This is a genomic window from Lentzea tibetensis, from assembly GCF_007845675.1.
GTDB classification, from domain to species: Bacteria; Actinomycetota; Actinomycetes; order Mycobacteriales; family Pseudonocardiaceae; genus Lentzea; species Lentzea tibetensis.
The window spans coordinates 115,120-139,419 of record NZ_VOBR01000017.1 but is presented as its reverse complement, the minus strand read 5'-3'; the positions used below and the strand labels follow the sequence as shown (position 1 = coordinate 139,419).

Here is a 24,300-nt window from a genome sequence, read left to right as displayed (position 1 = left end):
CGCCGGCTCCCCACCAGGCGTTTCACCGGACGTGCTCGGCGATCCAGGAGCGGTAGGCAGTGACGTCGGTGTAGATGTTCGGACCCGTGCCGTCGGTGTCCGCGCCCTGCTGGACCGGACCGGACGCCGCACCGATCAGCCGCCAGCCCGAGCCGGCGCGCACCACCATCGGGCTACCCGAGTCGTGCGGCCGGATCGACTCACCGCTCGGCGTCGCGGCCTGGCAGATCTCCCGGTCCGCGATGATCGCGTCTCCCGGCTTGGCCGAGACGCATCCCTCCCGCGGCAGCGTGCGCGTGTCGAGCTGCCGCAGGGCGGTCGGCAGCGTGCAGCCGTGCCCGCGCGGCTGCTGGCAGTTGTAGCCCCAACCGAGCAGGCGGACGTCCGTGACTGCGGGAGAGTCGGCGATCTCGACCGGCTGTGCTGACACCGGCCGCGCGAGCTTGAGCAACGCGATGTCGGTGCCGCGGGTGTCCTGCGGCGCGGTCGGATCAGGTGAGATCGGCTTGCCGTGCACCACGAACTCGGTGACGTCGACCAGGTCACCACCGGTCGTGCGGTCGAGGCTGCCCACCCGCACCTGGACGTCGGACGGCTTCGGCAGCGGGGTCCCGGCAGTCGGCAGGTACAGCATGCAGTGCTTCGCGGTCACGACCCACTGCGGCGCGATCAGCGTCGCGCCGCACCAGTGCTGGACACCCTCGCTCGTCTTGAACTGCATGGACGCCATGAACGAGTACGGCTCCGCCGCCTCTTCGCCGCCGTAGATCGCCTGCGCTGTTCCGGGCGCCAGGCCCACCAGCGCCACCGCTGCGATCAGCGCGCGTTTCACCGGTGCGCGGAACCGGGTTCGTTCGACGTCACGGATTCGTGTCATGACAGGCACACTGGCGAGGAACTGTGAAGATCCTGTTGGATTCCGGTCATGATCGGCTCACCAGCGACGAGGGACGCCCGGCCGGTCACGGGGTGTCGGTCTGGCCGAGCATCTTCCTGATGAACCGGGCACCGGCGTACCCGGCTTCCGAGTTCGTGATCGCGACGTCGTGCTGAGCGGCCAGCTGCAGCTCCACCTCCGCCAGCACGCACGCGATGGTCGACGGGTTCATCCGGCCTTCCCCGAAGTGGATGACGGCGCGGCTGAATTCGGTGCGCAGCAAGGTGTTGAACTCGGCCTGGAGCGCGCCCGCGTCCAGGTCCAGCGCGTCGGCCCAGTCGAGAGGTGTCCGGCCGAACATGGTCTCGAACTCCTCCTGCCCCCGGTTGGTCCAGTACATGTCGTTGAACGGCAGGCAGGTCGCCCTGAGCCACACCCACATGTAGCGCGGGTTCGCGTGGTTCGGTGCCTCCCGGTGGCACCGGCCGCACAGCAGTACGAAGTTGTCCGGCGTCGCGGTGCCGCCGAGCGAGTCGGGAATGATGTGGCACTTCTCCAGCCGCGCCTTGTAGGCGCAGCGCCAGCAGCGCTCGTGCGCCTCGCTCCAATCGACCGCCAGCCCGGACTCGTCCTCCTTCTTCTGCCAGTAGGCGACGATGTCCTTGAATTCGACTCTGCTCACGACGTACCAGTGTCGGGGACCAGGCGACCTGGGCGCAGCAAGATCGACAATCTTGGAGGGGAACGCATGCGGGCGACCGGATGTCTGCTGGGACTCGCGTACGGTGACGCGCTCGGCGCACCGACGGAGTTCATGACCGTCGACGAGATCGTCGCGCGCTACGGCCCGGAGGGGCCGCGGGACCTCGACGGCGACCCGGCGCTGATCACGGACGACACGCAGATGGCCGGTGGAGTGGGCGGAGCAGATCGAGCACGGCGACGAGCTCGCCGCGTTCGGGCGCGGGTGGGACTAGCCGCTCCGACCACGGGATGATCGCGACTCGGACTCCGGTCCGATCTCGTGCGGAGTTCGAGAGGCGAAACTCGTTGATGTGCACACACTTGCCTTGTGTCTACTCGCGACACTGACGCCGATCGTCCCGTCCTCGGTCGACACCGCGGTGCACGAGTACCTGGAGGCGACCGGACTGCCCGGCGCGGCCGTCGCCGTCACGCACGGGAAGCAGGTGGTGCGCATCGCGGGCTACGGCCGGACGGCAACGGGTGAGCCGGTCACCGAGCACACCGCGTTGCCCGTGGCGTCGGTCAGCAAGTCGATCACCGCGTACGCCGTGATGCGCCTCGTACGCGAGGGCCGGGTGAACCTCGACGGCCCGGTGCGCGCCTCGCTGCCCGAGTTCGAGATGGCCGACCCGAGGGCCGCCTCGATCACCGTGCGGCAGCTGCTGAACCAGACGTCCGGCCTGTCCGACCGGACCTTCGCGGCGTTCAGCGGCCCGCAGCCCCGCACGTTGCAGGAACGCGTCGCGCAGCTGCGGACGGCCGGGCTCGCCGCCGACCCCGGCGCGGAGTTCGAGTACCACAACCCGAACTACCAGGTGGCCGCGCGACTCGTCGAGGTCGTCAGCGGCCGGCCGTTCGACTCCTACTTGCGCGACAACGTCTTCGGCCCGCTCGGCATGCCGGACAGCCGCACCGTCGACACCGCCGCCGACCTGCCCGGCACCGTCGGCCACATCACGATCGCCGGCCTGCCCGTCGCGGTGCCCGAGCCGCCCGCGTTCGGCAACGGCTCGGGTGGCGTGCTCAGCTCGGCGCACGACATGGCCGCATGGCTGATCGCGCAGACCGAGCCGGGCATGGAGGAGATGCACACGCCTGCCAAGGGGTCGTACGCGCTGGGCTGGTCGGTCGGCAGGACCGAGTCCGGTGCGCGGATCATCAAGCACAGCGGTGACCTGTTCACGGCGACCGCGTACCAGGCGCTGCTGCCCGACTCCGGCTACGGCATCGCGGTCATGACCAACACCGGCGTGACAGCCGGCGACGCCGTGGCGCTCGCCGGCCGGCTCATCGCGTTGCTGGAGAACAGGTCCGTGCCGCTGCCGAACGTGTTCCTGCCGCGCGCCGTGGACCTGGGGTTGCTGCTCGCCGCCGCTGGAACGGTCGCGCTCACCGTGCGCGGGGTGCGCCGCCGCTCCCGGTGGATCTACCTGCTGTCGCTGCCGCTCGTGCTGCTGCCGTCGATCCACTGGGTGGTGGGCTGGCTCTACCGGGGGCGTGACGTCGCGTGGATCCAGGTGGCGTACCTGTACCCGGCGTTCATGATCTGGCTGGTCGTCGCGTCGTTGTGCGGCATCGCCGGGCTGCTCCTCCGGATGACCACAGGATCTTCACGGAACCTCCGCAAACGGCGGCCAACGCGATCACCGCAGCACACGTCCTAGGAGCATGTTCACCACGTGGGTAGAGGATTTCGAGGCGGAAGCCGCGCGCCGCGCGGAGCTCGGCGATCCTGAGTGGACGGTCGGTGCGCGCATGCACCCAGCCGTCGTCAGCAGCGTGCAACGGTTCCAGGTCGGCGAGGCCGGTGACGGGGCGAACCTCATCGCGAAGTCCGGTACCGGCGCCTACGGCGGTGCGGTGCGGCTGTTCGTCGCCGAGGAGCAGAACCACGCGCGGCTGCTGGAGAACCTGCTGCGGGCGGCCGGGAGGCCGACGATCGGTGGCCACTGGACGGACGCGGTGTTCGTGCGGCTGCGTCGTGCGCTGGGGCTGCGGCTCGAGCTGATGGTGCTGCTCATCGCGGAGGTCGTGGCGCTGCGCTACTACCGGGCGTTGCGCGACGGCACCGACGACCCGCTCACCACCGAGGTCGCCGGCCGGATCCTGGCCGACGAACAGCGGCACGTGCCGTTCCACTGCGATCGGCTGGGTGCGGTGCCGTGGCTCGCGCGGGTCGTGTGGTGGGTGTTGTTCGCCGGGGCCGTGGTCACCGTCGCCTACGACCACGGCCCGGCGTTGAAGGTGCTCGACGTGACGCGCCGGGAGTTCGTGCTGCAGACGGCCGCGCTGTTCCAGGACGTCGTGCGCGCTGACCCGGCACCGCGAGGAAGCTGAAAACCGTTGGACGGCAACCTGGTGACCGACCTCCGCGACCACGGGAGGTCGACCAGGACCGGCTCGCGAACCTCTCGCAGGCGACCAAGTCCGCGGAGGTCACCCACCAGCACCCCGAGGGGATCGCCGGTGCCGTCGCCGTCGCGACGGCCAGTGCCGTGACGGCCCACGCGCGCCTCGAGGGAACGCGACCGGCGAACCTGCTCGACGCCGTGCTCGACCACCTCGACGACGGCCAGGTCCGCAAGCTCGAGGCGGGCGGTGACGTCGACACGACCGCCGCGATCGTCGGAGGCATCGTCGGACGCCCGCTGGAGAACTGGCTGGCCCGCCGGGAACCGTTGCCGGACTGGTCAGCCCGCTGACCGGGCCACCAGGCCGACGAGCTGGTTGACCAGGCCCTCGGTCAGCCCGCTCTGGAACATCTCGCCGGCGGCGGGCATGCCCAGCTCGGCCGTTGCGGCCCGGACGGACTCGGTCGGCTGGGCGTACGGCCACAGCCCGGCGACGATCACGAACACCGCGCCCGCGAAGTGGCCCGCGGCCTCCGGGCTCAGCGCGGGAACCGCCGCGCGCACCAGAGCCGCCAAGCGATCGGTGTGCGCGGCGGCGCGCTGTTTGAAGGTGCGGGCGACTTCGACGGAGATGTTGCGTTCGAGGACGCTCGCCGTGACGCTGATCAACTCGCACAGCAGGTGGTTCGTCCCGGCCGACCAGGCGATCTCGGTGGCCACGGCGACCTCGCGTGCGAACGGCCCGTCGCCGAACGACGCCGGCAGGTCCAGCGAGTCCAGCCACTCGCCCCACGTGCGGTCCAGCACCTCGAGGAAGATCGCCTCGCGGCTGTCGAAGTACCGCAGCACGTTCGACTTCGCCAGGCCGACCTCGTCGCTGAGCTCGCGCAGGCTGATGTCCGACACCGACCTCGACCGCAGCATCGACGACGCCGTCTCGAGGATCGCCGTCCGGCGGGCCTCGACGTGCTCCGGGCGACGTGCTCGTCGGAACTCACTCACCCGCGCACCTTAACGGCCCAGTGGTCTGTTATGTGTAACGGACCACTGGGCTCTTATTAAGAGACCGGCGGGTCGTTAACGTCGCCGCGTTCGACGACGACGTCGTCGACGGCCGACGCGGGCGACCCCCGCTCAATGGTGTGATTTATTCATCACGTGTTGAGTTTTTCGCAGGACGCTCGTAACGTGGCCTTCAGACAACCTGGAGGGGACCATGTCGCTCGTCGAAGACTTCAGCGCCATCGATGGCACGATGCTCGCCGTCGTCGGCGGCAAGGCGGCCAACCTCGGTGAGCTCACCAAGGCCGGACTTCCTGTGCCGCAAGGCTTCTGCGTCACCACGGACGCCTACCGCCTGGTCGAGGGAATCGACGAGCTCGCGGGGCTCACGGCCGCGGATGCCCGCGAGAAGCTGCTCACCGCGCCGATCCCGGACGACGTCGCGAAGGCGATCGTCGCCGAGTACGAGAAGCTCGGTGACGACGTGCCGGTGGCGGTGCGGTCCAGCGCCACGGCCGAGGACCTGCCGTTCGCGAGCTTCGCGGGCCAGCAGGACACGTTCCTCAACATCGTTGGCGCGCAAGAGGTTCTGCTAGCTGTCCGGCGGTGTTGGGCGTCGCTGTGGACCGACCGCGCGGTGAGCTACCGCGAGACCAACGGCATCGACCACCGCAGCGTGTACCTGGCGGTCGTGGTGCAACGCATGATCGACTCGGCGATCTCGGGCGTCATGTTCACCGCGAACCCCGTGACGGGCAAGCGGAACCAGTACGTCATCGACGCGAGCCCCGGCCTCGGCGAGGCCGTCGTCTCCGGCGCAGTCAACCCGGACCACTTCATCGTGGACGGCGACGAGATCGTCGAAAGGCGCCTGGGGGACAAGAAGCTCGCGATCCGGTCGCTGCCCGGCGGCGGCACCGAGCACGTCGAGCTCGCCGACCACGGCGAGGCGTGTCTGACCGACGCGCAGATCATCCAGCTCGCCGAGCTGGGGAAGAAGGTCCAGAACCACTACGGCAGCCCGCAGGACACCGAGTGGGCCATCGACGCCGACGGCGAGCTGCACCTCACCCAGGCGCGGCCGATCACGACGCTGTACCCCGTGCCGGACGGCGACGGCTTCCACGTCTACTTCTGCTTCAGCCTCGCGCAGGGCCTCGAACGTCCCATCACGCCGATGGGCAGGGCCGCGTTCCGCGAGATCGCCAAGAGCGCGTTCGCGATCATCATCGGTGACCCGAACAGCCAGAGCTACACCGAGGCGGGTGAGCGGATCTACTTCGACATCACGAAAGTCATGCGCAGCAAGGTGGGCCGCGCGTTCGTGCCGAGGCTGCTCGACGTCATGGAGGCCCGCTCGGCCGAGGTGCTGCGCGGACTCTTCGACGACCCGCGGCTGTCGCTGACCCAGACCTCGCCGTGGCCCGCCGTCAAGCGGATGGCGCGCCTCGCCAGGAGGTTCGAGATCCCGTTGGTCGTCGCACGCGCACTGATCAACCCCGAGAAGGCGGCCGCCAAGGCCGTCGGGCTCGAACAGGAGATGCTCGGCAGGGCCAGGGGGAAGTCGCCGGACGAGGCGTTGCGCGAGTGCGTCGTCCCGGTGTTGCCGAGGCTCGCCCCGACCGCGCTCGCGGGGTTCGCGATGCTCGGTCTGGTCAGCAAGGTCGTCCGCACCGAACCCGGTGACCTGCAGACGGTGTTGCGCGGCCTGCCGAACAACGTCACCACCGAGATGGACCTCGCGCTGTGGGGCCTCGCCCGCACGATCCGGCAGGATCCCGTTGCGGCGCGGGAGTTCCAGAACGGCGGCATGCCCGAGCTCGCCCGCAAGGGCATCGAGGAGTTCCTCGCGCAGTGGGGGCACCGCGCCGTCGCCGAGATCGACCTCGGCCTGCCGCGCTGGTCGGACGACCCGACCTACGTCATCGGCGTGGTGCGCAACTACCTGCGCCTCGAGGACGAGTCGATGGCACCGGACGCGTTGTTCGCCAGGGGCGCGGCCGAGGCCGAGGCGATGATCGAGACGCTCGCGAAGCGCGCCAAGTGGCGCGGCGGGTTCGTGCGGTGGGCGCTCAAGCGCACCCGCCTGCTCGCCGGGCTCCGCGAGTACCCGAAGTACCTGGTGATCACGCTGTTCGGCGTGCTGCGCAAGCAGATCGCGGAGCAGGGCGACCGTCTCGTCGCCGAGGACCGCATCGACGCCCGCGACGACGTGTTCTTCCTCGACTTCGCGGAAATGCGTTCCACGCAAGGGGATCTGCGCGCGCTCGTCGCCGAGCGCAGGGAGGCCTACGACCGCGAGATGCGGCGCAGGCGCATCCCGCGCATCCTGCTCTCCGACGGCACGGAACCGGAGGCGCACCGCGGCCCGGTCGCACCCGGCGACCTGACCGGCACGCCGGCGTCGGCGGGCACGATCACCGGCACCGCCCGCGTCGTCATGGACCCGGTCGGCGCGCACCTGGAGCCCGGCGAGATCCTCGTGGCCCCGTCGACGGACCCCGGTTGGACGCCGTTGTTCCTGACCGCGGGCGGGCTCGTGATGGAGATGGGCGGCGCGAACTCGCACGGCGCGGTCGTGGCCCGCGAGTACGGCATCCCGGCCGTGGTCGGCGTCCGCGAGGCGGTGACGCGCATCAAGACCGGTGAGCGGATCACGGTCGACGGCAGCACCGGCGTCGTCTCTACAATCAGCGAAGAGGCCGTGACTGGCGCCTAGGGTGGAGCACCACCGGGGAGTGGCCTCCACGACGTGCCGCGCGCCTGGGCGATTCCCCGAAGGAGAACGCCCATGATGTCCGGAACCGAACTCGCGCGCGCCATCGTCGACCAGGCCGCTCACCGGGCGGCCGACTACGAGAAGCACACCGGCCGCAAGCCCTGCCTCGCCACGGTGATCGTCGGCGACGACCCCGCATCGGTGACCTACGTGCGCATGAAGCGCAACCGCTGTCACCGTGCGGGGCTCGACTCCAGGCTCGTCTCGCTTCCCGAGGAGACCACCACCGAGCAGCTCGTCGCCGCGATCACCGAGCTGTCGAACGACCCGGAAGTGCACGGCATCCTGCTGCAGCACCCCGTTCCGAAGCACGTCGACGAGCGCGCCGCGTTCGAGGCGATCGCACCGGACAAGGACGTCGACGGCGTCACGATGCACTCGTTCGCCCAGATGTCCTTCGGTGAAGCGGGCTTCACCAGCTGCACACCGGGCGGGATCATGCGCCTGCTCGACGCCTACGACGTCGACCCGCGCGGCAAGCACGCGGTCGTCATCGGCCGCAGCCCGATCCTCGGCAAGCCCGTCGCGATGCTCCTGCTGGCCCGCGACGCCACCGTCACCATCTGCCACTCGAAGACCGAGAACCTGCCGGACGTCGTGCGCACCGCCGACATCGTCGTGGCCGCCGTCGGCAAGCCCGAGTTCGTCAGGGGTGACTGGATCAAGCCGGGCGCCGTCGTCATCGACGCCGGCTACAACGAGGGCAACGTCGGCGACGTCGCCTTCGACGAAGCCGTCGGCAAGGCGAGCCTGATCACCCCGGTCCCCGGTGGTGTCGGGCCGACGACGATCGCCGTGCTGCTCGAGCAAACTGTTGACAGTGCACAGCGGCAGCTCGCCGCGTTGTAGTGTCGAAATGTGTCAACAGGTGAACCCGGTGCGCTCGCCAAGGCCCAGCAGGGCCTGATCGACCATCTGCTCCGCGTCGGCGTGGACGGCTTCGGCCCGTTCAAGAGCGCCAGGGAGTCCGCCGAGGACGCGCTCGGCAAGAGCGGCGGCGACCGCGACGAGGCGATCAAGGGCCTGATCCGCACGCACATGGCGCTCGCCGGCGCGCAGGGCTTCGTCACCAACCTGGGTGGCCTGATCACGTTGCCCGTCGCACTGCCGACGAACGTGACGGCGTCCTACGTGATCCAGACGCACCTGATCGCGTCGATCGCGGCCGTCCACGGCCGGAACCTCGACAGCGAGGAGGTGCAGACGGCGATCCTGCTGTGCCTGGTCGGGAACGCGGGCACCGACCTGCTGAAGAAGGTCGGCATCAAGGAGTTCAACAAGCGCGTCGCCGCGATGCTGCTCGCGAAGTACGGCGGCAAGCGCGCCGGGGTGACTCTCGCGAAAGGCGTGCCACTGGTGGGCGGCGTCATCGGCGGTGGCTTCGACGCCGCCTCGACCAGAGCTGTGGGCGCATTCGCCCGGCGCTTCTTCACGAACTCGGAAACCACCCCGATGATCCTTGACGGTGAAGTCATCGCCATCGAGGAAGTGGATTAGCTCAAACGTTCCAAAGCGGACGTGAACGCGTCCGGCGGGATGTGAACTCCGCCACTGAACGGGTTCTGCATCTGGTAGATGGCGAACAACAGCAGAATCAGCGTCGAAGTCAGCGTGATGGTGATGAGCAGCTGCGAGAACAGGTTCGGCCCGCCGAACAGATACGGGAACAACAGCGACAGCACCGTACCGATGATCAGCGCGAGCCACACGACCGGGTTCACCCCGCCGCCCGCCGCGTCGATGCGCGTCTGCCTCGCCTGGTAGACCTCCCACAGCTGGTTCGCCGCCTCGGCCTTGCGGTCGAGCTGCCACTCGCCGTCCGGCGCGGCCGTCTCGATCGTGGCGCGCAGCTCGTTCAGCTTCTGCCAGCCCTTGTTGTCGACGTCGCCGCCGTCGTCCATCCGAGGCCACTCCTCGTCGACGACGATGTTGACGTACTGCTTGCCCAGTTCATCAACCTTGGTGCGCGCGGGTTCCGGCAGCGAGTTCGCGGCCCAGTGGACGGCGACGAGAGCGTTCGCCTCCTTGGTCACCGCGTCCTCGGCCGAGTTGGCCGCGTCGAACAACGAGATCAGGATGAACGCCACGAGCACGGCGTGCAGGCCCGCGACGATGCTGAACACCGCGCCGCCTGAACCGAGCGTCCGCTCGCGGTCCTCCTCCGAGCCGAACCGACGGGTGAAAACGACCAGGACCGCGGAGATGGCGGCCGCACCGAACACCCAGAGCAGGCCGGTGACGTAAATACTCAATTCGGCTCCTTTCTGGTGTGGGATTAGACCACGGTCTACTGTGGCCGGTACAGCACGGTCCGATGAATTGTGGCTAGGTGGGAATGCGGCTCAACGACGGCAGAAATACCCGATTGTCGCAGCGGGCTGCTCCATTGCGGTGGCGGCCTGATTTGGTTGCGTTGAGTACTACAGCGTCTCTATTGGCGCTTTTTACCCTCGCTACCAGCCCCGTTGCGCAAGCCGCACCCGTGAACTGCGAAGCGTTTCAAGTCAGGGCCTCTGCCAGGGGTGTGCTGTCGACCCTCTATCGAGTAGATGTGTCCACCGGTGGAGTGACCACAGTGGCCGGTCTCGACTACGCGGTGAATGCGCTGGGGTACTCGACCGCGCTCGGCAGGCTTGTGGCGCTCAGCACACGGACCCGCCACGAGTGGCCCCTGCACCAGGCGCACGTGGTGCTGCTGGACAAGCAGGGCGTCGCGACGGACATGGGCGCGATCCGCGCGCCCTGGTACAAGTTCGACGACGTCAGCGCCGGTGCCGTCGTCGGGAACCTGTTCTACTTGCGGGACAACGAGAAGCTGCACGCGGTCAACATCGACCCGGCCAGCCCGCAGTACCTCGCGATCGTGTCGTCCGTCCGGCTGGAACCGGGCTGGCTGGGGTCCTCCTTGGACGACTTCGCGGTGAACCCGGTGGACGGCAGGCTCTACGGCCTCTCGTCGGAGGGCCACGGCCCCGGCAAGGTCGTCACGATCGACCCGGCGTCCGGTGCGGTCACGAAGGTCGCCGCACCCGAGGTCCTGCCCGGCGGTTCCACGTACGGCGCCGTCGTCGCTGGTCCCACCGGCACGCTGTACGCGCTGAACAACGGCTTCCTCAACCGCAGCCGCTTCTTCCACGTCGCGCTCGGCGGTGCGTACGCGGCCACCGAGGTCGGCAGCGGCGTGCCCGTCGGCTTCGTCGACGGCGCGGGCTGCCTCCCGGCGCCGATGCCGCCGAGGTCGAACGTGCCGATCCCGCCCGCCCAGCCGGTGCCGCCGCCCGCACCGAAGCCGCAGGCACCACCCGCCGCGGTCCCACCGCCTGCGGCCACCCCGGCGCTCCAGCCGCCGGCGCCGCCGTCCAGCTCCGCGACGCCGCCGCAGCCGGTGGCGCCGCGCGCGCCGATGAAACGCCCGGAACCGCGCCGCGCGGTGGCCGCGGCATCCGAGCCGACGGCGCTGACCAAGACCCGCAAGTGGGCGATCGCGACGATCGTGCTCGTGCTGCTCGGCGCCTCGGGAGCGGCTTCCCGCGCACGGCGGTAATAAATCGGTTGGCGACGCGCGGCAGCGGCGCTAGCGTGGTGGGCGTGACGATCTGACAGGTCTTCTTCCCGCCCCGCAGCGCATCCGCTGCCGCGCGTTCTCATGTCTCCAGGTGACCCTCGCGGGTCTTGTCGCGGCCGTGTCCCGGCCGCCTCTTCGTGCACCCCTCTGACTTCCGAGGAGGTTCTCGCATGCCTGCCGAACAGCATCCCGAACCAGACCAGTCCCAGTCCCAGCCACAGCTCAGCCGTCGTGAACGGCGCGCGGCCAAGCACGGAGGCGGGAAGATTCCCGCCCAGCGCCAGACCGGCGCTGTCGTGAACCCGCGCCAGTACGCCGTCAGGCGCCGCGGCTGAGCCACCCGCCGTCAGGGCCGCTATTCGTTTGCATCGGGCGGCCCTGACGGCACACCCTCTGCCCCATGGGGGCACAGGAGTGGATCGACTTCGACGCGCGGGTGCGGCAGAGGTGGGGTGACCACCCGCGCGAACCGGTGTGGCTCGCGTGCGACCGCAGCGGCTACGTCCGCGAGCGGGCGGTGGCGCAGCCGGCCGCACTCGGCACGCCGCAAGCGTTGGCGGTGCTCGCGTTGCGGTGCGCCGACTGGGTTCCGCAGGTGCGCGACACCGCGCGCCGCGCGTGCGAGTCCCTGGTGGACACGCCGCACGGCATCGTCGGGCTCGGCCGGATCGCCTTCGCGTTGCGCCGCCGCACCGAAGGGCGCTGGCTGGTCGACCGGATCGTCACCGCGCTGCGCGAGGCGAGCCCCGACGTGCTCGACGCCGCGCTCAAGGCCGACGACGTGCTCGTGAAACGAGCCGCGTACGCCGCCGCGATCGACGCGGACCGGCTCTCCCTGAACCTGCTCCGCGCGGCGGTGCGGTTCGAGAAGGACCACGTGATCCGCACCCACTGCGCGGTCAAGGCCATCTGGACCGCCCGCGCCACCGGGCAGCTGGGCATCGTGCGCGAGCTCGCGTCGAACCGGATCGCCGCGGTCAGGGCCGACGTCGTCCACCTGCTCGCGCGGGCCGGAGACCTCGGCGTGGCACGGAGTGCGCTCGACGACCGCAGCCCGCTCGTCCGGTCCACCGCCCAGGTCGCGCTGCGGCGCGCGGGCGAGGAGCCTGCCGAGCACTACCGGTCCGCGCCGCTCACCCCGGCGACCATCGCAGGCCTGGGGGAGATCGGTGCGGCCGCGGACGTCCCGCTGATCCTGCCCGCACTGGAGCACCCGCTGGCCGGGGCGCGTGCGGCGGCCGTGCGCGCGCTGCGCCTGCTCGGGTTCTCCGTGCCCGTCGAGCGGCTGCTCGGAATGCTCACCGACCCGTCCGCCGCGGTCGTCAAACAGGCGGCCAGGTCGTTGCTCGACGTGCCGTTCACCGAGCAGGCGCTGTGGAAGCTGCTCGACGCGGGAGTGCCGCACGCCCGGCGCGCCGCGCACCGGCTGCTGCGGGAGCGCGGGCCGCGGAGCCGGGTCCGCGCTGACCTGGTGCTCCTGCACGACCCGGAACTGGGGGCGGGAGCGCTCGCGAACCTCCGGAACTGGATGGTCCACGACAGCCGAACCGCCTACATGTCGGCTCGCGACGGCATCGAATTCGCATCACTCGTGGCGGGCGCTCGATCAGTTCTGGGCGACCAAACGGCCGATGAGCTGCGATTTCTGCTCGGATCCACCTGACGGCGTGGTCCTATCGGGCGTCAAGATCTCCCGTTCTGTCCGGATCCGCCCTAACCTGGGAGAGGTAGGTCACCGGACCGCGTGAGGATCTGGAGGCGCCACATGAGGATCGCGGACGTGTTGCGGACCAAGGGCTCGAAGGTCGCGACGATCGAACCGAGTGCGACGGTGACCGTGCTGCTCAGAGCGCTTGCCGAGCACAACATCGGGGCCATCGTCGTCGTGGGACCCTCAGGGGTCGAGGGAATCGTGTCCGAGCGGGACATCGTGCGCAGGCTCGTCGAAGGCGGCGCGGCGGTGCTGGACGTGCCGGTCTCGGAGATCATGACGGCCGAGGTGTTCACGTGCACGCCGTCGGACACCGTCGACAGCCTGACCGTCGTGATGACGGAACGCAGGTTCCGGCACGTGCCGGTCCTGTCGGACGGCGAGCTCGTCGGCATCGTGAGCATCGGCGACGTGGTCAAGAGCAGGATCAGCCAGCTGGAGACGAACCAGGACCAGCTCCAGGCGTACATCACTGGCTAACCTTGATCGGGTGAAGCCCGAACTCGTCGAGGTGGCACCAGGTGCCCACGCCTACATCCAGCCCGACGGGTCCTGGATGATCAACAACACCGGGCTCGTCGTCGGTGACGACGGGTCCGTCGTGCTCGTGGACATGACCTCGACCGAGGCGCGCAACCGTGCGTTGCTCGCCGCGGTCGAGGGCGTCACGGCGCGGCGGCCGCGTGCGCTGGTGAACACCCACCACCACGGCGACCACACGTACGGCAACTGGCTGATGCCCGCCCAGACGCCGATCATCGGGCACGTGAAGTGCCGCGAGGACGTGCTCGCAGCCGGCCTGCTGGCGGCGCAGGTGCTCACCGGGCCCGACTACGGGCACATCGAGGTGCGGCCGCCGGACGTCACGTTCACGGACTCGCTCACGCTGCACCTGGGTGAGCGCGCGCTGGAGCTGCACCACGTCGGCCCCGCGCACACGCGCAGCGACGTCGTCGCGTGGCTGCCGGAGCAGCGCGTCCTGTACACCGGCGACATCGCGTTCGCGGGCGGGCAGCCGTTCCTCGCCGAGGGCAGCGTCGCCGGTTATCCCAAGGCGCTGGCGCGGATCCGCGCACTGGAGCCCGAGGTGCTGGTGCCGGGCCACGGTCCGGTGCGCCGCGGCGACGAGGTCACCGCGCTGCTCGACGACTTGGAGGCGTACGCGCGGCACGTCGACGAGCTCGCGCGCGAAGGCCACGCCGCCGGCCGCACGCCGCTGGAAGTCGTGCGCGGCAAGAAGGAGACGCGGTTCGACCGCTGGCAGGAGAGCGAGCGGCTCGTCGGCAACCTGCACCGCGCGTACAGCGAGCTCGACGGCAACCCGCTCGAGACGCGTCTCGAACCGATCAAGGTGTGGGGCGACATGATCGACTACAACGGGGACCGATCCATTGCTATGCCTGAAGGTGCTGGCGTCGTGCACCCGGCTGACCCGCTTGGTGCGCGACCTGACCGATGACGACGTCCGCGCGCCGTCGGCGTTGCCGGGATGGACGCGCGGGCACGTGCTCGCCCACATCGCCGGCATCACGGACGCGATGGCGCGGCAGGCGGAGAACGCGATCGCCGGCACGCTGACCGAGGTCTACGACGGCGGCCGTCCCGCGCGTGACGCGGCGATCGAGGCGCAGGCCGGGCGTGACGCGGACGAGCACCGTGCCGCGATCACCGCCGCGGTCGCCCGTGTCGCTGCCGCCTGGGCGTCCACAGAGGACTGGACGCGTCCGACCACCTACCGCTCGTCGGACGTCACCGCGACGGTCTACTGCCTGTGGCGCGAGATCGAGATCCACACGGCCGACCTCGCGCTCGCCGCGCCGGACTGGCCGGCCGAGTTCAACGCGCACACGCAGGAGTTCCTGCGGGTGCGCGTGCCGGAAGACGTTGTGCTGCTGGGAGATCCGACGGATGTGACGGCGTGGCTCGCCGGCCGTGCGTACGCCGGGCAGGTCACCGCGAAGATCGGCGACCTGCCCGAGCTCGGCCCCTGGCCTTAGGGAGCCAGCGGTCCGACGTCGGCCGCGGTGAGCGGACGGTACGACTCCGGTGCGGTGGAACGCTCGTCCGCGCCGATGTCGTGCGCCGCACGAGCCTGCATGTCGACGTCGACGGTGACGAACTCGTACGCCGTCGAGCCCTTGTCGACCGCCGGGCTGCCGTCGGCGAGCTTGAACAGCTCACCGGAGCGCGCGAACTTGGGGTCTGCCACCAGGAATGCCGGCCCGGTGATGCCCGCGGCCGCGCTGCCCTGCGGGTGCAGGATGCTGGACACGTAGATCGGCCGGGTGGGCGTGGTCTTGACGTTGACGACCTTGCCGGCGTGCGCGCGCACGACGTTGTTCGCGAACGTCATGTCCACCACGGGAAGCCGTCCGGACTGGCCGATGTGCACGCCGTCGTCGCGTCCGATGAACGTGTTGTTGACGATCTTCGGCCGGAACACCTGCGCGTGGCTGAAGCCGGGTCCGCGCGGGGTGCCGCCGCCGACGATCAGCGGCGCGTCCTTGGTCTCCACGTAGTTGTTGTAGATCAGGTGATCTTCCTCGTGGATGCGGATACCGCCGGCGCCCTCCTTGTTCCAGCCTAGGATCACGTTGCCGTACACCTGGTTCTTGTTGCCCGCGCGCAGCACGATCTGGCCCTTGGAGTCGCGGACGGTGTTGTGCCGGATGATGTTGCTGGAGGCCTTGGTGGAGATGACCTCGGCGTCGCCGTCGCAGCGGGTGAACAGGTTGTGCTCGACGACGCTGAACGTGTTCTGGTAGTCGCCCCACGCGCCGACGCCGCCGAGCACGATGCACTCGCCGCCCTGCGGGCCTGATCCGACGTCGTGGAAGTGGTTGTGGTCGATCTGGGTCCGGGTGGCGAGCGTCGGCTTGCCGCCGCGGACGTAGATGTAGCGGCCCTTCTGGCCGCGCGGCCCGAAGTCCGAGTGGTCGATGCGGTTGCGGTCGTTCTTCGACCCGGCGAAGTCGATCAGCTCGCCGCCGCCGGACCGCTTCGGGAACGTCCAGCGCGTGATGCGGCAACCGACGCAGTCCGTGAACATGATGTTGCCGCCACTGGTCCAGGTGAACCCGGACAGCGTGGTGTCGACGGATTGCTTGAGCTGCAACGAACCCGACGTGAACACCGCCTTGCCCAGGTTGCGCGCGCTGATCGTGACTTCCTTCGCGGTCACCGTGACGGCGGAGTAGTTGCCGTCCGCGGCGACGACGCAGTCACCGGGTTTGGACCCGGTCAGCGCTTTCTGGAGCTCGGCGGTGTTCGCGACGGGAACCGTTCTGGCGCAAGAGGGTTCCGCCTGGGCTGGAATTCCGATGATGGACGCCGCGCTGAGCACGCTCGCCGCCAGCAGAACGCTGGTTCGGTGCATGTGGGTCTCCTGTTCCGCGTGGCGGCGGTCAAGGAGCGTGCTCGCAGCGTATTACGCGGCAGGCGGTTCCGGAACGTTCTCCGTCTTCGTGCCGGCCGGCATCGCCCACATGAACGCGCGCATCATCGCGTACTGCAGCTTCAGGCCGGTGCCGACGTCGCCGGTCTCGACGACCTGCTTGAGCGCCGCCAGGATGCCCTTCCACGTGGTGTCGACCTTGTCGAGCCGCTCGACGCCCTCGGGCCAGCCGGAGTTGCGCAGCGTCACGCGCGTGCCGCCGTCGATCTCCTCGAGCTCCCACGTGACCACGGTCCACGGGTCGTCGCGCATCGTGAGCCGTTGTGTGTGCGACAGGCGGTTCGGCGGGTCGACCTCGACGACGCGGCCGACGACGAACACCCGTTTGCCGTCCGGCGACTTGTAGTACAACGGCGCACCGGGCTCCAAAGTGGACTCCAGCACGGCGTCCATCATGGCGCGCTGCTTGCCGTCGAGCCTGGTGAGCTCCGCCCAGACCTTGGTGATCGGGGCGGCGATCGTGATGCTGTGCAGCAGTTCCGTGTCAGCCAACGTCCTGTCCCTCCTGTTCGGGGCGCTCGGCTGAGTGCTTCAGGTTCACGAGCGCGGCCACCCAGTTCTCCTCGTAGTGCGCGACCCACCGCTGGTGGATCTGCTGGATGGGCACGGGGTTCAGGTGGTTGACCCGTTTCCGGCCCCGCGGCTCCACGAGGACCAGGTCGGCCTCGCGCAGCACGCCGAGGTGCTGCATGACGACGTGCCGCCCGGTCTCCAGCTCGTCGACCAGCTCACCCGTGGTGCGCGGCCCCGTGCGGAGGACGTCGAGGATCGCCCGGCGCAGCGGGTGCGCCAGTGCCTTCCAGACGGCGTCGTCATCATGTGTCATCTTCATTACGTAAGGTTTATATCACCTATGGTGCCTTCGGGTGAAGGTCGATCGGCTCGTCACCGGTGACAGGATGGCGGGATGGACGTGTTCCACAGGAACCACGTGACGGTGACCGGGCAGCCCGACGGCCGCGTCGTCGTGCTGTCCCACGGCTTCGGCTGCGACCAGAACATCTGGCGCCTCGTGGTGCCCGCGCTCGCGGCCCGGTTCAAGGTCGTGCTGTTCGACCACGTCGGAGCCGGCCGGTCGGACATGACGGCGTGGCGGGAGGAGCGGTACTCGTCGCTGAACGGCTACGCCGACGACGTCGTCGCGCTGCTCGACGAGCTGGACCTGCGGGACGTCGTGTTCGTCGGGCACTCGGTGAGCGCGATGATCGGGGTGCTCGCCGCCGCGGACGCGCCCTCGCGGTTCGGCGGGCTCGTGCTGCTGACACCTTCGCCGTGCTACCTCGACGACGGCGACTACCGGGGCGGGTTCAGCCGGGCGGACATCGACGAGCTGCTGGAGTCGCTGGAGTCGAACTACCTCGGCTGGTCCGCGACGATGGCGCCGGTGATCATGGGCAACCCGGACCGGCCGGAGCTGGGGCAGGAGCTGACCAACAGCTTCTGCCGCACCGATCCGCGGATCGCCCGCGTGTTCGCGCGCGCGACGTTCCTGTCGGACAACCGGGCTGACCTGGCCTTGGTCACCGCGCCGACCCTCGTCGTCGAATGCACCCAGGACGCCATCGCGCCGCGCGAGGTGGGTGCCTACGTGCACGCCTCCGTGCCCGGCAGCGCGCTCGTCACGCTCGACGCGACCGGGCACTGCCCGCAGCTGAGCGCCCCGGAGGCGACCGCGCGGGCGATCGCCGAGTTCGCCGCCGTCGCGTGAGCCCGCTGCTGGACGACGACCTCGTCGAGCTCTACGAGCAGGCTCCGTGCGGTTACCTGTCGACACTTCCGGACGGCACGATCGTCAAGGTCAACGCGACGCTGCTCGGGTGGCTCGGCTACGACCGCGACGAGGTCGTCGGCCGCAAGCGCTTCCCCGAACTGTTGACAGTTGGCAGCCGGATCTACCACGAGACGCACGTCGCGCCGCTGCTGCGCATGCAGGGCGAGGTCGGTGGACTCGCGCTCGATGTCGTCGCCGTCGACGGCACGCGGCTGCCGGTGCTGGTGACGAGCGCGGTGAAGACCGACGCCGACGGCGAGCCCCTGCTCATCCGCATCACCGTCTTCGACGCCCGCGACCGGCGCGCCTACGAACGCGAGCTGCTGCGCGCCCGGCAGGAGGCGGAACGGCTGGCGACGACCTTGCAGCGCACCCTGCTGCCGCCGACGCTGCCGTCGGTGCCGGGCCTCGACATCGCCGCCTACTACCACCACGCGTCGCCCGACGAGGTCGGCGGCGACTTCTACGACCTGTTCCCGCTCGCCGACGGCCGGTGGGGCCTGTTCCTCGGCGACGTGTGCGGCAAGGGCGCGCCCGCGGCGGCGGTGACGTCGCTGACCAGGTACACGCTGCGCTCCGCGGCCGTGTACGACCCCGACCCGCTCGCGGTGCTGACCAACCTCAACCGGGTGCTCAGCCACAACTCGGACGGCCCGCGGTTCTGCACCGTCATCTTCGGCGTGCTCGACCCCGACGACTTCGTCGTCACCCTGGCGGGTGGCGGCCACACGTCTCCGCTGCTGCTGCGCGACGACGGCGTCGCCGAGTACGTCGACGTCGGCGGCCAGCTCGTCGGGGTGCTGCCTGACGCGCGGTTCTCGTCGGCCTCCGTCCGGCTGGGGCCGGGCGACACGCTGCTGCTCTACACCGACGGCATCACCGAGGCGCGCACCGACGCCGGCCGCAACCGCTTCGGCGAGGACGCGCTGCTGACGTTCGCCACCGGCCTGACGCCGACGACGGCGTCGGACGCCGTCGTCGCCGTCGAGACCCTGCTGAAGGGCTTCGGCGACGGACTCGACGACGACACCGCCGTCCTCGCGCTCAGCCGATGAGCTCGTGCACGTCCGTGCAGAGGTCGTGGCCTTCGAGGTCGTTGCGCCCGGTGCTCGGTTTGACGACGCCGAGGTCCGCGACGAACTCGTCGTCGCTCGGGTCCGCGGGCGTGCCGTTGTGGTCGAACAGCAGCTCGAACCGGAACTGCCCTGGATCGTTGAGCACCTGCCCGTCCGGTCCGATGAACTTGGTCGAGCCCGAGGCCTGGACCAGGAGTGTGAGGGTGCCGTCGCCGTTGTCGGTGACCTTCAGTTCCTTCTCGGTGACGTGGTAGACGTGGGTGAGCGTCCTGCCGTTCGCCAGGTTGGTCCACGACGCGGTGCCGTGGAGGTTGACGTGGCTGTGGGCGAGCCTGTCGCGGCCCTGCTGGTTGAACAGGAACGTGCCCCGGTCGTCGAAGGTGAACCTGACCTCCAGGTCGCCGCAGAAGTCCTCGATCACGTCGCTGCCCGCGTTGTGGAACTGGACGTGTTCCAGTGGCTTCGCCTGGACCTGCGTGGTGACCAGCAGCGTGGTGGCCAGCGCGATCGCCGCTGAGCGTCTCGTGTGGAGCATGGTGCCTCCAGATCGTCGGACACCTGGTGTGTCGTGCCCCGCGCCTCGGGTGTCACACCTGGGGTGCCGGCCTCGTCTGCATGGCATGAACCTGCTTCGAGCCGGACTGTCCCTCCTCGCCGTCACCCAGGTCGCCGTCGGCGGCTGGGCCCTGGTCGCGCCCCGGTCGTTCTTCGACGACGGGCCGTTCCCCGGAGTGCACTGGGTGGCGATGTTCCCGCCGTACAACGAGCACCTGATGCGCGACTTCGGCGCGCTGAACCTGGCGCTGTGCGCGGTGCTCGTCTTCGCGGCGGTCACGCTGGAGAAGACCCTGACGAGGGCCGTGCTGACCGGGTACGTGGTGTTCGCGGTGCCGCACTTCGTGTTCCACCTCAACCACCTGGAGCACATGCCGTTCGCGGACCAGGCCGGCAACGTGGTCTCGCTGGCGGCGGCGGTGTTGCTGCCGCTGGCCCTGCTGCCGTTGACACGATCGGCCGCCGGTGATGTGATCCGGAACGCATAGACCTTTCCCTGAAACCGCCGCCCTGGTCTCAGGAGGAGACGGGCGTGGAGATCACTCGTCGTTCGGCGTTGATCGGAGGCGCGGCGGCGGTGCCGCTGCTGGTGGCGGGAGGGGGAGTCGCCTCGGCGGCCACCTGGAACCTCAAGTGGAGCCCCGCCCCCGCGAAGGACGGGCTCGGCGCGTTCGAGGGCGTCGAGGACGACCGCGCGGGCTCGCACCCCGGCGTGAAGCACATCTACGTGTCGGGCAACGACTACCGGTTCGACATGCACACGCGGGACCGCGACACGTCGACCGACCGGCAGCGCAACGAGGTCCGCGGCATGAAGGCGGGCGGGAAGAACATCGACATCTTCGAGGGCGAGACGTGGAAGTGGACCTACTCCATGTTCATCCCCAGCTCGCTGAAGTCGACGACGAGCTTCTCGCACATCATGCAGACCAAGATGCCCGGACTCGGCTCGGCGCCGGTGACGGTGATGTCGCTGCGCCGCTACGGCAGCGTGCAGAAGATCGAGCTCAAGGTGTTCGAGGGAGACCTCACGGTCGGCACCGTCGACCTCGCGCCGCTGCACAACAAGTGGTTCGACACCGAGGTGGAGATCAAGGCGGGCAACGGCAACGGCCACGTCCGCTGGGTCGTCCGCGACGGCGCGACCACGCTGCTCGACGCGACGAAGACAGGTGTCGACACCTGGCTCGGCGACCGGCTGCGGCCCAAGTGGGGCATCTACCGGTCGCTCGGCGACTCGTCCGGCTCGCTGCAGAACTGCTACCTGCTGCTGCGCAACCTGAAGGCCTATAAGTTCGAATGATGCTGCATGACGTCGCCGCTGCCACGCGCCGGTTCCTCGACGAGCTCGACGGAGACCAGCGCGCGGCAGCGATCAAAGCCATCACCGACGACGACCTGCGGCACCGGTGGGCCTACACGCCCGGTGAACGGCCCGGTCTCGTGCTCGGCGAGCTGCGCAGGCCGCAGCGCAAGGCCGTGCACGGCATGCTGTCAACAGTTCTCAGTCAACACGCCTACGCGCAGGCCGCGGCGGTCATGGCGCTGGAGGACGTGCTCGACCACCGCGAGGGCGGCCACCGCGACCGGCACAACGGCGACTTCTGGACCGTGCTGTTCGGCACGCCCGGCGACGACCCGTGGGGCTGGCGCATCGAGGGACATCACCTGTCGGTGAACGTCGTCGTCGCCGAGGGCCAGGTGTCGGCGACGCCGTTCTTCCTCGGCGCGAACCCGGCACGCGTGACGTACCGGGGCCGCGTCGTCGGGCAACCGCTGCGGCTGGAGGAGGAACTGGCCCGCGAGCTGCTGGACCGCATGGGCCCGACCGCGCGGCGGCTGGCGATCGTGTCCGACACCGCGCCCCACGACATCCGCACCGGCAACTCGCCGCGCGTCGGCGACCTCGAGCCCGTGGGCGTGACGCCGGCGCAGCTCGGCAAGTCGTCGGGCGAGCTGCTCGTCGACATCGTCCGCTTCTACCTCGACCGGCTCGCCTACGAGCTGGCCGACGAGGAGTTCCAGCGGATCGACCCGGAGCGCCTGCACTTCTCGTGGGAGGGATCGACCCGGCGCGGCGAGGGCCACTACTACCGCATCCAGGGACCCGAGCTGCTGATCGAGTACGACAACACCGCGAACGAGGCCAACCACGCCCACACCGTGTGGCGCAGGCACTCCGGCGACTTCGGCGACGATCTCCTCGCCGCGCACTTCGAAAGCGTCGGGAATCACTAGCGAACTTCGCAGACTTCTGGTCTGATGGAAACGTCCAACCATCGGCTCTGGGGGCTCGTGGGGAAATCGCCGTGGGATGGCTGTCTCGTGGTGCCCTTGGCGCTTGCGAAAGGAAGGTTCGTGTTATGCGCAAGGCGCTTCTGACGCTTGCTGTGTGGTCCGGTTTCGCTCGCAACGACCGGGTGACCGCGCCTTACATGTACTACTGATGATCAATGCGGACGGGGGCCTCGTGCCCCCGGCCGTCCTGCTGGGGGGCAGTATGACGACTGGGGTTCTCACCGCGCCCGGACCTGCGGGCGATCGGTTCATCGGCAATCTCGGCGATTTCTCGGCGAGTCCGCTCGAGTTCCTGACCGAATGCGTCCGCACCTACGGCGATGTCGTGATGCTCGGCTCGCACAACGTTCTGCTGGCACACCCGGATGACATCGAACGGGTGCTGGTCGACCGCGACTCGGCGTTCGTCAAGACGACGAACAAAACCCTGCTGCACACGCGCAAGCAAGGTTTCCCCGGCGCGATGATGAACAGCGACGGCGAGGACTGGCACGCCAAGCGCCGCAGGCTGAGCCCGGCCTTCACCCGTCGCATGGTCGATGCCGCGGCCCTCGTCGCGCGCGAAGAAGCCGACCGTGCGTTCGCCTCGTGGCGCGGCGGTCAGACGGTCGAGCCCGACCACGATCTCTCGGTGCTGACACTGCGCACGATCACCCGCCTGATGTTCGGCGACGCGATCGGGCAGGCCGACATCGACACCATCGGCAGGCTCGTCGCCGTGATCATGGACTTCTCCGAGCAGCAGATCATGCTGCCGCAGTGGTTCCCGACCCCGCGCGGTCTGCGGCTGCGCAGGTCGTTGCGGGAGATCGACGAGCTGCTGACCCGCATCATGCGCACCGCACCGGCGGACTCGCCCGTGCTCGAGGTGCTGCGCGGGTCGGGACTGTCCGATTCGGACGTTCAGGACGAGCTGGCGACGCTGCTGCTCGCCGGGTTCGAGACGAGCAAGAACGCGATCACCTGGGCGTGCCACCTGCTGGCGGGGCATCCGGACGTCGCCGACCGCGTCGCCGCCGACCCCTCGTACGCCGACCGCGTCGTGCGCGAGGTGCTCCGGCTGTACCCGACGACGTGGATCACCAGCCGGGAGGCGGCGCGGGACGTGGAGTTCCAGGGGCACCACGTGCCCGCCGGAACCACGGTGACGGTGTGCCAGTGGGTGACCCATCGCGACGAGCGCTGGTTCGCCGGGGCGGCGGAGTTCCGTCCGGACCGCTGGGAGGACGGGCTCGCCGCGCGCGGCGCGTACTTCCCGTTCGGGCTGGGGCCGCGCGCGTGCATCGGCGGGGCCGTCGCGACGACGGAGATCGTGGTCGCCGTGTCCGAGATCTGCCGCCGGTTCCGGCTGCACGCCGCGGGCGACGTGACGGTCCGGCCCGCGCTGGCCCTGCAGGCGCGCGGGGCGCGGTTCCGGCTGGAAGCGCGTGGCTAGGCTGGCCGCATGACCTGGCCGACGACCGTCGACGAAGCCATCGCGCTCCAGGAGAAGCTCCGGTATCTGGTGGTCACCACCACCGATCCGGACCTCGACGTCCGCGTCGTCGCCGGTCTCGACGTCGGCTATGCCGCCGACGACCGGCTCGCCGCCGTCGTCGTCGTCCTCGACGCGACGACGCTGGAACCGCTCGACGAGGTCGTCGTCCACGGCACGACCGACTTCCCGTACGTGCCCGGCCTGTTCGCGTTCCGCGAGATGCCGTCGCTGATGACCGCGCTCGGCAAGCTCGCCGTGACCCCTGACCTGCTCGTCTGCGACGGTCAGGGCGTCGCCCACCCGCGCCGCTTCGGCCTCGCGTGCCACCTGGGTGTCGAGACCGGCATCCCGAGCATCGGCGTCGCCAAGAGCCCAATGGTCTCTTTCGCTCCGCCCGGCGACGCGCGCGGGTCGCACACGGACCTGGTGATGGACGACGACGTCGTCGGCCGCGCGCTGCGCACCCAGTCCGGCGTGAAGCCGGTGTTCGTGTCCGTCGGCCACAAGATCGACCTCGACCGCGCGTGCGCCGAGGTCCTGCGCCTCGCGCCCCGCTACCGGCTGCCCGAGACGACCCGGCAGGCCGACCAGCTCACGCGACTTTCGCTGCGGGACCCAACCGAACACCCCTAGCCGC

28 protein-coding genes and 1 riboswitch are annotated in these 24,300 nt (G+C 69.7%); of the genes, 20 read left to right on the top strand and 8 right to left on the bottom strand.

Features of this window, described 5'->3' with window-relative positions; all coding sequences use genetic code 11:
* Positions 1-22: 22 nt before the first annotated feature.
* A complete protein-coding gene (locus FKR81_RS25870; protein ID WP_146355324.1) occupies positions 23-877 on the bottom strand; it encodes a S1 family peptidase in 855 nt (284 codons plus the stop codon).
* 85 nt (positions 878-962) lie between these two features.
* On the bottom strand, positions 963-1,559 hold the full coding sequence (locus tag FKR81_RS25865) for an HNH endonuclease (protein ID WP_186763171.1): 597 nt from the start codon (positions 1,557-1,559) through the stop codon (positions 963-965).
* Positions 1,560-1,625: 66 nt separating this feature from the next.
* On the opposite strand from FKR81_RS25865, the gene FKR81_RS25860 reads away from it, so the two are divergent.
* The 4 genes from FKR81_RS25860 to FKR81_RS25845 all read left to right on the top strand — a co-directional run bounded on the left by FKR81_RS25860 (position 1,626) and on the right by FKR81_RS25845 (position 4,326).
* A complete protein-coding gene (locus tag FKR81_RS25860) occupies positions 1,626-1,874 on the top strand; it encodes an ADP-ribosylglycohydrolase family protein (RefSeq protein WP_146355319.1) in 249 nt (82 codons plus the stop codon).
* A gap of 58 nt (positions 1,875-1,932) precedes the next feature.
* The gene (locus FKR81_RS25855) at positions 1,933-3,288 is read left to right on the top strand and encodes a serine hydrolase domain-containing protein (RefSeq protein WP_146355317.1); all 1,356 of its coding nucleotides are present in this window, start codon (positions 1,933-1,935) and stop codon (positions 3,286-3,288) included.
* A 4-nt stretch (positions 3,289-3,292) separates the two neighbouring features.
* On the top strand, positions 3,293-3,961 hold the full coding sequence (locus tag FKR81_RS25850; RefSeq protein WP_146355315.1) for a ferritin-like domain-containing protein: 669 nt from the start codon (positions 3,293-3,295) through the stop codon (positions 3,959-3,961).
* A gap of 158 nt (positions 3,962-4,119) precedes the next feature.
* Positions 4,120-4,326 (top strand): ADP-ribosylglycohydrolase family protein, encoded by a 207-nt coding sequence (locus tag FKR81_RS25845; RefSeq protein WP_222598398.1) that lies wholly within the window; start codon positions 4,120-4,122, stop codon positions 4,324-4,326.
* Here the strand turns inward: FKR81_RS25845 and FKR81_RS25840 are convergent.
* The gene (locus FKR81_RS25840) at positions 4,315-4,977 is read right to left on the bottom strand and encodes a TetR/AcrR family transcriptional regulator (RefSeq protein WP_146355313.1); all 663 of its coding nucleotides are present in this window, start codon (positions 4,975-4,977) and stop codon (positions 4,315-4,317) included. The genes FKR81_RS25845 and FKR81_RS25840 overlap by 12 nt on opposite strands.
* A 214-nt stretch (positions 4,978-5,191) precedes the next feature.
* Here FKR81_RS25840 and FKR81_RS25835 point away from each other — a divergent pair, with 214 nt between their 5' ends.
* From FKR81_RS25835 to FKR81_RS25825, 3 genes are all read left to right on the top strand, one after another.
* Complete coding sequence (locus FKR81_RS25835) at positions 5,192-7,696, top strand: PEP/pyruvate-binding domain-containing protein (RefSeq protein ID WP_146355311.1); 2,505 nt, start codon at positions 5,192-5,194, stop codon at positions 7,694-7,696.
* Positions 7,672-7,753: riboswitch (ZMP/ZTP riboswitch) on the top strand. (Overlaps the previous gene by 25 nt.)
* A gap of 15 nt (positions 7,754-7,768) precedes the next feature.
* A complete protein-coding gene (locus tag FKR81_RS25830; protein ID WP_146355309.1) occupies positions 7,769-8,605 on the top strand; it encodes a bifunctional 5,10-methylenetetrahydrofolate dehydrogenase/5,10-methenyltetrahydrofolate cyclohydrolase in 837 nt (278 codons plus the stop codon).
* Positions 8,606-8,614: 9 nt separating this feature from the next.
* Positions 8,615-9,253, top strand: coding sequence for an EcsC family protein (locus FKR81_RS25825; RefSeq protein WP_146355307.1), 639 nt, complete (start codon positions 8,615-8,617; stop codon positions 9,251-9,253).
* Here FKR81_RS25825 and FKR81_RS25820 read toward each other — a convergent pair.
* Positions 9,250-10,008 carry a bestrophin-like domain gene (locus tag FKR81_RS25820; RefSeq protein ID WP_146355305.1) on the bottom strand — a complete coding sequence of 253 codons (759 nt, stop codon included), beginning with the start codon at positions 10,006-10,008 and terminating at the stop codon, positions 9,250-9,252. The two genes, FKR81_RS25825 and FKR81_RS25820, sit on opposite strands and share 4 nt — an antisense overlap.
* A gap of 83 nt (positions 10,009-10,091) precedes the next feature.
* On the opposite strand from FKR81_RS25820, the gene FKR81_RS25815 reads away from it, so the two are divergent.
* From FKR81_RS25815 to FKR81_RS25795, 5 genes are all read left to right on the top strand, one after another.
* Complete coding sequence (locus FKR81_RS25815; protein WP_407936554.1) at positions 10,092-11,300, top strand: DUF6923 family protein; 1,209 nt, start codon at positions 10,092-10,094, stop codon at positions 11,298-11,300.
* Between the two features lie 421 nt (positions 11,301-11,721).
* Positions 11,722-12,984 carry a HEAT repeat domain-containing protein gene (locus FKR81_RS44425; RefSeq protein WP_146355301.1) on the top strand — a complete coding sequence of 421 codons (1,263 nt, stop codon included), beginning with the start codon at positions 11,722-11,724 and terminating at the stop codon, positions 12,982-12,984.
* Positions 12,985-13,086: 102 nt separating this feature from the next.
* Positions 13,087-13,512 carry a CBS domain-containing protein gene (locus FKR81_RS25805; protein ID WP_146355299.1) on the top strand — a complete coding sequence of 142 codons (426 nt, stop codon included), beginning with the start codon at positions 13,087-13,089 and terminating at the stop codon, positions 13,510-13,512.
* Positions 13,513-13,522: 10 nt separating this feature from the next.
* Positions 13,523-14,491, top strand: a complete 969-nt coding sequence (locus FKR81_RS25800) for an MBL fold metallo-hydrolase (RefSeq protein ID WP_235921768.1) — start codon at positions 13,523-13,525, stop codon at positions 14,489-14,491.
* Complete coding sequence (locus FKR81_RS25795) at positions 14,472-15,029, top strand: maleylpyruvate isomerase family mycothiol-dependent enzyme (RefSeq protein ID WP_235921776.1); 558 nt, start codon at positions 14,472-14,474, stop codon at positions 15,027-15,029. The genes FKR81_RS25800 and FKR81_RS25795 overlap by 20 nt, the downstream gene beginning before the upstream one ends.
* Here FKR81_RS25795 and FKR81_RS25790 read toward each other — a convergent pair.
* From FKR81_RS25790 to FKR81_RS25780, 3 genes are read right to left on the bottom strand one after another with little or no spacing between them, the layout of a single operon-like run.
* Positions 15,026-16,408, bottom strand: coding sequence for a polysaccharide lyase 6 family protein (locus FKR81_RS25790; protein WP_146355295.1), 1,383 nt, complete (start codon positions 16,406-16,408; stop codon positions 15,026-15,028). The two genes, FKR81_RS25795 and FKR81_RS25790, sit on opposite strands and share 4 nt — an antisense overlap.
* 51 nt (positions 16,409-16,459) lie before the next feature.
* Positions 16,460-16,978, bottom strand: coding sequence for an SRPBCC domain-containing protein (locus tag FKR81_RS25785; RefSeq protein ID WP_146355293.1), 519 nt, complete (start codon positions 16,976-16,978; stop codon positions 16,460-16,462).
* A complete protein-coding gene (locus FKR81_RS25780) occupies positions 16,971-17,312 on the bottom strand; it encodes an ArsR/SmtB family transcription factor (protein ID WP_146355291.1) in 342 nt (113 codons plus the stop codon). The genes FKR81_RS25785 and FKR81_RS25780 overlap by 8 nt, the downstream gene beginning before the upstream one ends.
* Positions 17,313-17,393: 81 nt before the next feature.
* Here FKR81_RS25780 and FKR81_RS25775 point away from each other — a divergent pair, with 81 nt between their 5' ends.
* Positions 17,394-18,194, top strand: a complete 801-nt coding sequence (locus FKR81_RS25775) for an alpha/beta fold hydrolase (protein WP_146355289.1) — start codon at positions 17,394-17,396, stop codon at positions 18,192-18,194.
* Positions 18,191-19,312, top strand: coding sequence for a PP2C family protein-serine/threonine phosphatase (locus tag FKR81_RS25770; protein ID WP_235921767.1), 1,122 nt, complete (start codon positions 18,191-18,193; stop codon positions 19,310-19,312). Before FKR81_RS25775 ends, FKR81_RS25770 begins: the two co-directional genes overlap by 4 nt.
* Here the strand turns inward: FKR81_RS25770 and FKR81_RS25765 are convergent.
* Positions 19,302-19,868 (bottom strand): hypothetical protein, encoded by a 567-nt coding sequence (locus FKR81_RS25765; RefSeq protein ID WP_146355274.1) that lies wholly within the window; start codon positions 19,866-19,868, stop codon positions 19,302-19,304. The two genes, FKR81_RS25770 and FKR81_RS25765, sit on opposite strands and share 11 nt — an antisense overlap.
* A gap of 85 nt (positions 19,869-19,953) precedes the next feature.
* Between FKR81_RS25765 and FKR81_RS25760 the strand changes: the two genes are divergently transcribed.
* The 6 genes from FKR81_RS25760 to FKR81_RS25740 all read left to right on the top strand — a co-directional run bounded on the left by FKR81_RS25760 (position 19,954) and on the right by FKR81_RS25740 (position 24,296).
* Positions 19,954-20,376, top strand: a complete 423-nt coding sequence (locus FKR81_RS25760; protein ID WP_146355272.1) for a hypothetical protein — start codon at positions 19,954-19,956, stop codon at positions 20,374-20,376.
* Between the two features lie 44 nt (positions 20,377-20,420).
* Positions 20,421-21,191: a Tat pathway signal sequence domain protein gene (locus FKR81_RS25755; protein ID WP_146355270.1), complete on the top strand. Its 771-nt coding sequence runs from the start codon at positions 20,421-20,423 to the stop codon at positions 21,189-21,191.
* A complete protein-coding gene (locus FKR81_RS25750; RefSeq protein WP_146355268.1) occupies positions 21,191-22,126 on the top strand; it encodes a DUF3500 domain-containing protein in 936 nt (311 codons plus the stop codon). The genes FKR81_RS25755 and FKR81_RS25750 overlap by 1 nt, the downstream gene beginning before the upstream one ends.
* Before the next feature lie 125 nt (positions 22,127-22,251).
* On the top strand, positions 22,252-22,335 hold the full coding sequence (locus FKR81_RS46040; RefSeq protein WP_407936555.1) for a cittilin family RiPP precursor: 84 nt from the start codon (positions 22,252-22,254) through the stop codon (positions 22,333-22,335).
* Between the two features lie 53 nt (positions 22,336-22,388).
* Positions 22,389-23,621 carry a cytochrome P450 gene (locus FKR81_RS25745; RefSeq protein WP_186763170.1) on the top strand — a complete coding sequence of 411 codons (1,233 nt, stop codon included), beginning with the start codon at positions 22,389-22,391 and terminating at the stop codon, positions 23,619-23,621.
* A gap of 9 nt (positions 23,622-23,630) precedes the next feature.
* On the top strand, positions 23,631-24,296 hold the full coding sequence (locus FKR81_RS25740; protein ID WP_146355264.1) for an endonuclease V: 666 nt from the start codon (positions 23,631-23,633) through the stop codon (positions 24,294-24,296).
* Positions 24,297-24,300: the final 4 nt, after the last annotated feature.